This is a genomic window from Clostridium sp. KLE 1755, assembly GCF_000466465.2.
GTDB classification, from domain to species: domain Bacteria; phylum Bacillota; class Clostridia; order Lachnospirales; family Lachnospiraceae; genus Eisenbergiella; species Eisenbergiella porci.
The window spans coordinates 9,796-11,089 of sequence record NZ_KE992725.1; the positions used below are offsets into that span (position 1 = coordinate 9,796).

Annotated in this window: 1 protein-coding gene; it reads left to right on the top strand. The window is 58.3% G+C overall.

What is annotated here, in order from left to right; genetic code table 11:
- Positions 1-419: 419 nt before the first annotated feature.
- Positions 420-1,294 (top strand): HlyD family secretion protein (locus HMPREF1548_RS16255; protein ID WP_021637434.1); only part of this gene is annotated, 875 nt, incomplete at its 3' end.

Here is a 1,294-nt window from a genome sequence, read left to right on the forward strand (position 1 = left end):
TCGCCGGCGACTTGGCCGTTTCCGTCGTCGGACAGCACCATTTGGGCAGACCGCGGCATGAAAATCCGGGAAGTAAGAAATGTCTCCATTTTTTCATAACTTCCAGACAAAATCCCCCGCAACCCCCTCCGGACAGGAGGACGGGACGAGGGGCAATCCGGGAAAGACTGCGGAAAGCCGCAGAGCCTGGGGGAGTGTGGGGCGTAGGGAGGGGCAAGGACAAGGGCAAGGACAAAGGGCAAGGGCAAAGACAAGGGCAAAGGGCAAGGACAAAGAGACAAGGACAAGAGCAAGGGACAAGGGCATGGATTAGAGTTGGATAAGAATAAAGTGAGGGTAGGAGGGGATTGGGGGATTTTTGAGGTGGGGGTGGGAGTTTGGTTGGAGTAGTTACGGAATATTGATAGGAGAGATGTGGGATGGGTGGATTGATTGAGAGCAGGAAGAGGATTTTGAAGTGGTTTTGGGGGTTTTTGGTGGGGATGTTGGTTTTGACGTTGGTTTCGAGGGGGATTTATGCGAATGGGCTGCCGCGGGTTTCTGTGGAGAATCCGGGGCAGATGGCGGTTGAGCATGTGGTGGAGAAGGCGGGGAATGTGAAGGGGAGCGGGGAGCTGGCTGTGAATGTGGCGGAGGGGCTTCGGGTGAGTGAGGTGTTTGTGGTTCCGGGGGAGCGGATAGAGGAGGGAACGGCGCTTTTTTCGTTGGATGGGGAGTATCTGATGGGGAGGGTGCGGGCTCAGGAGCGGAGTATTGCGAAGCTGGAGCTTCAGGTGGCAACGCTTGAGGGAAATCTGGAGCTGGCAGGGGCAGAAAAGAATGTGGAGATGAGCAGGGCCGGGGAGGATGCGGTCCGGGTTGTGGAGCAGGCGCAGAAGGCGCTTGACAGGGCTTTGGAGGATGAGGCGGCTGCGCGGGCGCAGCTGCAGGAGCATCTGGATAAGAATTTGAAGCTGACTTCGGAGGAGGAGCGTAAGCGGCAGGAGGAGGCTTATCAGGAGTGGAAGGCAAGGCTTTTTCAGGGAACGCAGGAGGTGCAATCGGCTTCCGGCAGGGTGCGGGAGCTGCAGAGGCGGGCGGAGAGTCTGCAGGCTGAGGTGGATGAGCTGAAGAAAAAGATTGCGGATGCGCAGGGGAGCGGTTCGGGCCCGGATGGCGCAAAGAGTGGAGGAGATAGGAGTGAGGGGAACATATCGGATGGGGGAATGGCGGAAGGTATGGTTATAGAGGGGGCGCAGGATGGCGGTTCCGGTTCGGTCAGCGGGAATGGCATGGCTGGGGGGACACAGGAAGG